Annotated in this window: 5 protein-coding genes; all 5 read right to left on the reverse strand. The window is 63.8% G+C overall.

Annotated features, from left to right (window positions below; all coding sequences use genetic code 11):
* Nucleotides 1–65 precede the first annotated feature (65 nt).
* The gene (locus IF809_RS37320) at nt 66–2114 is read right to left on the reverse strand and encodes an acyl CoA:acetate/3-ketoacid CoA transferase (protein WP_462839989.1); all 2049 of its coding nucleotides are present in this window, start codon (nt 2112–2114) and stop codon (nt 66–68) included.
* A gap of 107 nt (nt 2115–2221) precedes the next feature.
* Nucleotides 2222–3532, reverse strand: a complete 1311-nt coding sequence (locus IF809_RS37325; RefSeq protein WP_462839990.1) for an MFS transporter — start codon at nt 3530–3532, stop codon at nt 2222–2224.
* Nucleotides 3533–3728: 196 nt separating this feature from the next.
* Nucleotides 3729–5171 carry a sigma-54 interaction domain-containing protein gene (locus IF809_RS37330; protein ID WP_462839991.1) on the reverse strand — a complete coding sequence of 481 codons (1443 nt, stop codon included), beginning with the start codon at nt 5169–5171 and terminating at the stop codon, nt 3729–3731.
* Between the two features lie 276 nt (nt 5172–5447).
* Entirely contained in the window at nt 5448–7184 is a 1737-nt protein-coding gene (locus IF809_RS37335; protein ID WP_164938953.1) for a putative bifunctional diguanylate cyclase/phosphodiesterase, read from the reverse strand.
* Nucleotides 7185–7489: 305 nt separating this feature from the next.
* The gene (locus tag IF809_RS37340; protein ID WP_462839992.1) at nt 7490–8455 is read right to left on the reverse strand and encodes a sensor histidine kinase; all 966 of its coding nucleotides are present in this window, start codon (nt 8453–8455) and stop codon (nt 7490–7492) included.
* Nucleotides 8456–8937: the final 482 nt, after the last annotated feature.

The following is an 8937-nucleotide window of genomic DNA, read 5'->3' on the forward strand; positions in this document are numbered from 1 at the left end:
TTGCACAACAGTGCGAACATTGCAATTCAACCTTCCGGTTGATTGTATCGGCAGATGAGCTTGCATCATTTTTGGGCCTGCCGCGCGGTAGGCGTCTCGCCGGACGTTGGAGGCGTGCCCTCGAGCTGACGCCAGTCCGACTGCGCCTCGTCCGCGCTCTCGAAGATATGCGGCGCGACGCCGCGCTTCTCCAGGGCCTCGCCGAGCTTGATGCGCAGGAAGCCCGAGGTGGTGTACCGCGACACGCCGACATAGAAGCGGTCGACCAGGTTGCGCACCATGGCCGAATAATCGTCCAGCAGCTCAGGCAGAATCGAGAAGTTGTCATAATTGACGATGGCGTAGACCTTGCGGCCAAGCGGGGTGAGCCGCGCCGCGACAATCCGCGCGATCTCGTCGATCTCGGCCTTGCTGCGCAGGGGATAGCGTTCGAGGTTGACGAAGAACAGGTTCTGCTGCTCGTCGAGGGTGAAGCGCTGGTCGAGCGGGATGGTCAGCAGCCTTTCGCGCAGCTCCATCGGACCGTCGCGGAAGATGCGTGCATCCATCAGCGCGGGATCGCGCGGGATCAGCGGCTTGAAATCCATCAGGCGCAGGATGTCGCGTTCGATGTCGATGCCGGGCGCGACTTCCGTGAGCTCGAGCCCGTCGGGGCGCAACACGAAGACGCAGCGCTCGGTGACATACAGCACGCGCTGTCCGCGCGCGGCCGCGAACGGGCCGCTGAAGGTGACGTGCTCGACATGATCGACGAATTTGCGGGACTTCGCCTCCTCGTGGACGGATAGCCTGCCGTCGCTGACCGCGACCCGCTGCTTGCCCGCGGCAAAGGTGCCGACGAAGACCACCTCCTTGGCGTTCTGGCTAATATTGATGAAGCCGCCGGCGCCGGCGAGCTTCGGGCCGAACTTGCTGACATTGAGATTGCCAGCGCGGTCGACCTGCGCGAGCCCGAGGAAGGCGGCGTCCAGTCCGCCGCCGTCGTAGAAGTCGAACTGGTAGGGCTGGTCGATCACGGCTTGCGTATTGATCGCCGCCCCGAAATCGATGCCGCTGGCGGGAATGCCGCCGATCACGCCGGGCTCGGCCGTCAGCGTGATCAGGTCGATGATTCGCTCTTCGTTGGCGACGGAGGCGATCCCTTCGGGCATGCCGATGCCGAGGTTGACGACGCTGTTGGCCTTCAGCTCGAAGGCCGCGCGGCGGGCGATGATCTTGCGCTCGCTCATCGGCATCTCGGGGAGCGATGCCGCGCGCACCCGGATCTCGCTCGCGAAGGCCGGATTGTATTGCGTGCCGAACGTCTGCCAATGGTGCTCGGGTTTGGCGACAACGACGCAGTCGACCAGAATTCCTGGGATTTTGACCTGGCGCGGATTGAGGCTGCCGCTCTCGGCGACACGCTCGACCTGGGCGATGACGATGCCGCCGGAATTGTGCGCGGCCATGGCAATCGCCAGCGCCTCCAGCGTCAGCGCCTCCTTCTCCATGGTGAGGTTGCCGTCGGGATCGCCTGTCGTGGCGCGGATGATTCCGACATTGATCGCGAACGTCCGATAGAGCAGGCATTCTTCGCCACGCAGCGTGATCAGCTCCACCATGTCCTCGGTGGTGCGTGCATTGAGCTTGCCGCCGCCGTGCCGTGGATCGACGAAAGTGCCCATGCCGACGCGGCTGATGTGCCCCGGCCGGTGTGCCGCGATGTCGCGGAACAGATGCGTGATCACGCCCTGCGGCAGGTTGTAGGCTTCGATCTGATTTGCGATCGCGAGCTGCTGCAATTTCGGGGCGAGCCCCCAATGCCCGCCGATCACGCGACGGACCAGGCCTTCATGCGCGAAATGGTTGAGCCCTTTGTGCTTGCCGTCGCCCTGGCCAGCGGCATAGACCAGCGTCAGATTGCGCGGCTTGCCTTGCGTGTAGGGCGCATCGCCCTCATGGGAGAGATAGAGCTCCTCCAGCGCGATCGCGATCTCCTCGGCGAAGCCGATGCCGACGAAGCCGCCGGTTGCCACCGTGTCGCCGTCGCGGATCAGCATGACCGCTTCGGCCGCCGTGACGACCTTGCCTTTCTCAGAGTGCGGCAAATAGGGCAACGCGGGATGCTGGCTCACGGCATTCCTCCCGATCTCTGTGGATCGCACGCCATCGTTGTTGCTTTGAACGAAGTCTAGCGCGCGGGGCGGCCCCGGAACAGGCCGCCCCGCCGCAAGCGCCGAGTTCAGGCCTGAACTATCTTGCGCGTTTCCGTGGCGAAATAGACCGACACCACCGTGATGATCGCGAGCGCGATCATGTAAAGCGAGATCGGCCAGGTCGCCGGCGCATAGGCCGTCATCAGGCCCGTCGCGATCAACGGCGACAACGCGCCGGCGAAGATCGAGGCGAGGTTGTAGCCGAGCGAGACGCCGCTATAGCGCACCTTGGTGCCGAACAGCTCCGACAGGAAGCTCGCCTGCGGGCCGTACATCGCGGCATGGCCGATGGCGAGGCCCAGCACGATCGCGATCCAGGCGAGCTGCGGGTTCTTGGTCGACAGCAGCATGAACAGCGGGAACGACATCAGCGCCGAGAACACCGCGCCGAAGATGTAGATCGGTCGCCGCCCGACCTTGTCGGACAGCGCGCCGAAGGCGGGGATGGTGAAGGTCTCGATCGCGGCGGCGATCAAGACGCCGTTCAGCATGTCCTGCCTGTTCATGCCGAGCGACTGGGTCGCAAAGGCGAGGACGAAGGTCGCGTAGATGTAGAAGAAGCCGTTCTCGGCAAAGCGCGCGCCCATCGCCAGCAGGATGTTCTTCGGGTACATCCTGATCGCCTCGAGGATCGGCATCTTCACCTCCTGCTTGGTGTCCTTGACCTTCTGGAACTCGGGCGATTCCGCGATGGTGAAGCGGATCCACAGGCCGACCAGCACCAGCGCGATCGAGAACAGGAACGGGATGCGCCAGCCCCAGGCATAGAGCTGCGCGTCGGTCAGCATCGCCGAGACCACCGAGAACACCAGCGTGCCGAGCACGAGGCCGAGCGGCGCGCCAAGCTGCGGCCAGCTGCCGTAGAAGCCTTTCTTGTCTTCCGGCGCATGCTCGACCGCCATCAGCACGGCGCCGCCCCATTCGCCGCCCAAGCCAAAACCCTGCACCAGGCGGCAGGTGACGAGCAGGATCGCAGCGCCGATGCCGGCGGTCTCGTAGGTCGGCAGAAAGCCGATCGCCGCGGTCGCCGCCCCCATGATCAGCAGCGTCAGGTACAGCATGGTCTTGCGGCCGATCTTGTCGCCGTAATGGCCGAACACGACCCCGCCGAGCGGGCGAGCGATGAAGCCGAGCGCATAGGTCGCGAACGCCAGCAGCGTGCCCATCATCGGGTCGAAGGTCGGAAAGAACAGCTTGTTGAAGATCAGCGCCGCCGCGGTGCCGTAGAGGAAGAAATCGTACCACTCGATGGCCGTGCCGATCAGGCTCGCGGTGGCGACCGTGACGTGCGAGGGCTGTCTCGCCTGAAGCTGATGGACCGAGATCGCTTCACTCATCTTGCGTCCTCCCTGGTTTGCGAATGCGCATGTGCAGCATGCGTCATTGTGCAAGAGCGAAGAGCAAAGTCCGCGCCAGATGCGTGCGCCTTGCGCAAAATGGCTGAAAACCCGGCAATTTCGAACCAAGGCGGCAAAAGCGGCGCCCGGTGCCGTGTCAGGAATCCGAGACTCCAGACAAGATGAGTCTCGAAACTCAGACGGAGGCCGGTCCTGAGGCGAGGCCGAATTTGGCGAGCTTCTTGTAGAACGTCGCGCGCGAGATGCGCAGCATCTTGGCGGCTTCGGAGATCTGGCCGTTGCTGGCGGCGAGCGCCTGCTCGAGCGTGTGCTTCTCGAACTCGGCCTCGGCCTCGGCATAGGGCACCACGATGCCGGCGGTCCGCATCGTCGCCGCGGGCCTCGCATCCGTGCCGACGGGGAGGATGCGGGCGAAGTCGTCGCCGGTGAGCCGCCCGGAATCGCTCAGGATCAGCGCGCGCTCCAGAACGTTGCGAAGCTCGCGGACATTGCCCGGCCAGTCGTAGCGGGCGAGCGCCGACAGCGCGCTCGGCGTGATCTTGGCGCTGAGATAATCGCCGGTGGCGCTGATGTCCTCGAGCAGCCGGGCGCTGATCTCGGGGAGATCGTCGAGGCAGTCGCGCAGCGGCGGCAGGTCGATCGAGAGCACGTTGAGGCGGTAATAGAGGTCGGGACGGAACGCACCGTCGCTGACGCGCTTGCGCAAGTCCACGTTGGTGGCGGCGACCACGCGCACGTCCACTTTCGAGATCTTGTCCGATCCGAGCGGCTCGATCTCGCGCTCCTGCAGCACGCGCAGCAGCTTGGCCTGCAATTGCAGCGGCATCTCGCCGATCTCGTCGAGAAACAGCGTGCCGCCGTCGGCGACCCGGAACTTTCCCTCGCGGCCCTTGCGGTCGGCGCCCGTATAGGCGCCGGGCGCGGTGCCGAAAAATTCCGACTCGATCAGCGTATCGGGGATCGCCGCGACGTTGACGCTGACGAACGGTTTGTCGGCGCGGGAGGAAGCGTTGTGGATGGCCTGCGCCAGCATCTCCTTGCCCGTTCCTGTCTCGCCTGTGAGCAGGACGGTGACGTTCTGCCGGGCGGCGCGGCCGGCGAGCTCCTTGGCCTGCGCGATCCCTGGGGTCTTGCCGACGAAGTCGGCAAAGGTGAAGCGTGCCGCGCGAGCGTTCGACAATTGCCGCCGCGCCAGCCGCAGATCGCTCTCGAGCTGGGCGACGCGCGCAAGCAGCGGCTTGAGACTCTCCAGATGATCATAGAGCACGAAGCCGATCGCGCCGATGACGTTGCGCTGCTCGTCCTCGATCGGCATGCGCGTCACCACGAGCTGCTCGCCGCCGAGTTCCATGATGTCGAGCAGGATCGGCTCGCCTGTTTCGACCACCTTCCGCATCAGGCTGTTCGGAATCACCTCCTCGATCGGCCGTCCCATCGCCTCGGATGTGTGCTTGAGACCGAGCGAGGTGAGGTACTTCTCGTTGACGTAGATGACCCGTCCGCGACGGTCGATCGCAATCGCGCCTTCGCACAGATGCTCCAGCCGCTCGAACAGCGTCACCATCGCCCGCGCGCGGACATAGGCGAGATCGCTGGCATCAGGAGAAGTGCTGGGCATGGCGCGCCTCGGGGAGGTCCGCCCGTTATTACCAAAAGGGCAGCGATTTCAAAGGGAATTCGGTGAGGCGGGGTTAATGGCGAGACGGCGTCCTTGCGAAACCCCATCTCCCGTCACCCTGAGGTGGCTGCTTCTTCAGCGGCCCTCGAAGGGTGACAGCCCGGCTGGCAGCTCGGCCGTCTATCCTTCGAGGCTTCCGGCGCGATGCTGCTGCATCGCGCCGCTCGCACCTCAGGATGACGGAACGGTCAGCTCGTTGCATAAGCGGTGAGTAGCCTACCGGCGATAGCCGCTCGCGCGCGAATAGCCCTGGCGGTTTTGCTGCATCGGGCGGGCGGACACGCTGCCGCGGGACTCGCTCGAGGCGGGAGTGGCGAGCTTCAGCTCCTCCAGGAAGATCGGTCGCGCGAAATAATAGCCTTGCGCGTAGCGGATCTTGGTGGCGGCCTGGAGATAGGCGAGTTCCTCGAAGGATTCGAGACCTTCGGCGATCACGGTCATGCCGAGCGCCTCGCTCAAGGATTCGATCGCGCGCAGGATGCCCTGGCTGCGCGGACGTTTATGGATGTCCGTGATGAAGGAGCGGTCGATCTTGATCTCGTCGGCGGTGATGTCGGCGAGCGCCGAGAGCGAGGAATAGCCGATGCCGAAATCGTCGATGGAGATGCCGACGCCGAGCTTGCGGAACATCGGCAGGATCTCGGCCTGGAAGTGATTCTTGGCGACGAAGGCGTCTTCCGTCACCTCGATCATGAAACGCTGCGGAAAGCCGGTGTCCTGCAGCGCCTGCGCAAAGCTGCGCATGAATTCGGGGTTGCCGGCCTGCTTGGCGGCGACATTGATGCTGATGGTCGCGTCCGCGCCGAACGTGTCGTTGATCGGGTCGATCGACTTGACGATCTCGGCGAGCACCAGATGCGTGAGCTCGTCGATCAGCCCGAGTTCGCTGGCAAGATCGATGAACGAGCCGGGCGCCTGGATCACGCCTTCGTCGTCGCGCAGACGTACCAGGGCCTCGATGCCCTTCACGGCTTGCGTGCGGATATCGACCTTTGACTGGAACGCGCAGCAGAAGCGCTTCTCGAGGATCGCGAGCCGCAGCGACTGCTCGATCTTCATCCTCGCCAGCGCTTCGCGCTCCATGCTGGAATTGAAGAACGCCGCCGAGCCCTTGCCGTCGTTCTTGATCCGGTACATCGCGATGTCGGCGTTTTGACGCAGCGTCTCGAAGCTGCGGCCGTGATCGGGATAGAGGCTGATGCCGACCGAGGTCGAGGCGAACACCTCCGAATTGTCGATGAAGAACGGCGCCGTGAGGCGCTCCAGCATCGACTGCATGAATTCGGCGACTTCCTCCTGGCTCTGGACCGGCGATAGCAGCAGCAGGAACTCGTCGCCTGAGATTCGCGACAGCATGTCGGAGTCGCGCAAGTCGCGACCGAGCCGCTTGGCCAGTTCCACCAGCAGCGCATCGCCGACGGCGTGGCCGTAATAGTCGTTGATGTGTTTGAAATTGTCGACGTCGAGAAAGGCCAGCGCGAAACGATCGTTAGCCTCGCCCCGCGCCAAGAGGCTGTTGGCGCGATGCTCGATCACGCGCCGCGAGGGCAGGCCGGTCAGCTCGTCGAAATAGGCCGAGCGGAACAGCTGGTCCTCAAAATTCTTCTGTTCGGTGATGTCGGAGGAGGCCGAGATCAACAGCTCGCGTCCGGCGAAGCTGATAGGGCGATGGGTGGTCAGCAGCACGCGGCGTACGGCTCCGTGGTGGAGCGCTTCCTCGGAGGTGACGGGTTGGCCGGATCTGAGGGCCTGCTGGCAGGCCTCGCGACGCGGCGCGAGATCGGGCGAGGGACGGCTGCCGTCCATGCCGAGCTGCGACGCCGCGACATCGTTAACCAGCAGAAGCGTGCCCTGCGCGTCCTGCACGGTCAGGCCGGCAGGCAGCATTCTAACGATTTCCTTGAGAAATCCGAGTTCGGCTTCGTTCGCGCCGTTATATGCGTTGTCGTTCATAGAATTCATGAATCTTGTTGTTTCAGCGCGCCTTTGCAATGGGCGCGATCATGCGCAGTTCCCTCTTAGGTTTGGTTAAGGGGTCCGAAGAAATACGGGGGTGTTTTGCGAGAAAGTTGCGACGATGCGAGGCGCGCCATCGATCGTCATTAACAGGAAGTCAACAGCGCCTGCGAAAGCGGGAAGCGTAGCGCGCGGTTCGCTTTCGTTTGCGGCGAAGCGAACGGCATCATGTTCATTGATTCGATCGACGCGAGCTCTCGAGGTCGCTCCACCTCTCTCCGTCGGGGAGAGGTGACCCAAATCTATTCACTCCTGGGGATGCGACATTGCATGATGCAATGCAGGCCGGTCTTCAAATAGGAGGTCTCGGTCTTGCCGTCGAAGGCGGAGAGTGCCGATTTCAGCAGCTTGGTGCCGAAGCCAGGCGCAGAGATTTCGCCGATGGTCGGTCCCTCGGTTTCGTCCCAGGTGATGGTGAGGCGATCGTCGCTGACCGTCCATGACACCTGCAACAGTCCGCGCGGCGAGGAGAACGCGCCGTATTTGCCGGCATTGGTGGCGAGCTCGTGAAACATCAACGACAGCGTGACCGCCAGCTTCGGCGGCAGGAACAGCCGCTCGCCATTGAGGGTGAAACGGACATGGCCGTAGGGACCGAGCTCGGAGATCAGCAGGTCGCGGATGTCGCAGCCGGCCTTGTCGATCCGCGAGATCAGATCGTCGGTTGCGGCCAGCGATCGCAACCGCGGGTCGATCCGGGCCCAGACCTGCGGCTCGTCGTGCAGTACCTGGTGCAGCACGGCATGCACGGTCGACAGCTTGTTCTTCAGCCGGTGCTGCAACTCGTCGACCAGAACCTTGCGATAATCCTCTTCCTCGATCAGACGGCGGGAGATCCGCAGCTGTTCGGCCAGCATGGTGCGGTAGTGCTCGACCCCCCAAATGGTGAGCGCCGAGACGGCCCAATAGAGTGTCAGCAGGACGAATCGGGCGCGATCGGCGGAGAAATCGCTGAAATTCACGATCACGCCGAGCACGCCGCCGACGAGTGCGGTCACCACGCCGACCCGAGCACCCCCGAAGGCGGCGGCAAAGAATACGGCCGGAAAGTACGGCGTGAAGTAGACGTCGGGGCGCACATGCGCGAGGCCCCAGCGAGCCAGGGTCGCGACCAGCAGGCAGGCGACCGCAAACGTAATGCTCAGGCCGAACGATGGCGGCGCCACGCCCTGCCAGCCCTTGCGGAATTGCTCGATCAGCTTCCCCATGCGCAGTCCGGTGACGATATGCGTTCGAAAATCGATCGGCTGTCGAGGATGTTACGCATCTCACACGGCCAAGCATAGCTTGCCTTGTCGGAAGCCGGCAGAAATAGTGATGGCCGCGGCGCCGATTGTTGCGGCAACGTCACCGATCGGCCTCCGCCATTTGGCATCGAATCATTCGAAAACAGGGACATTCCACCGGGAGGCTGGATGGCAAGGTTGCGGTGGTCGCGGCGGCGACCAGCGGGATCGGATCGCGGACTGTGGCAGTCTTCGTTGCGGAAGGTGCCAAAATTGTGATCGCGGGGCAGAGCATGCGGGAAGGCGAGAGTGCAGCCGCGAGCAAGGATGTCGTAGGGTGGATTAGACGGCGTCTGCGCAAAGCGCAGGCGTAACCCACCACTTCTGTTACCGCGGACACGAAAGGGGTGGGTTACGCCAGCGGGCTGCGTACCGCGCAGCCGCGTGCTAGCCCACCCTACGAG

The sequence above is a fragment of the Bradyrhizobium sp. UFLA06-24 genome, assembly GCF_054967145.1.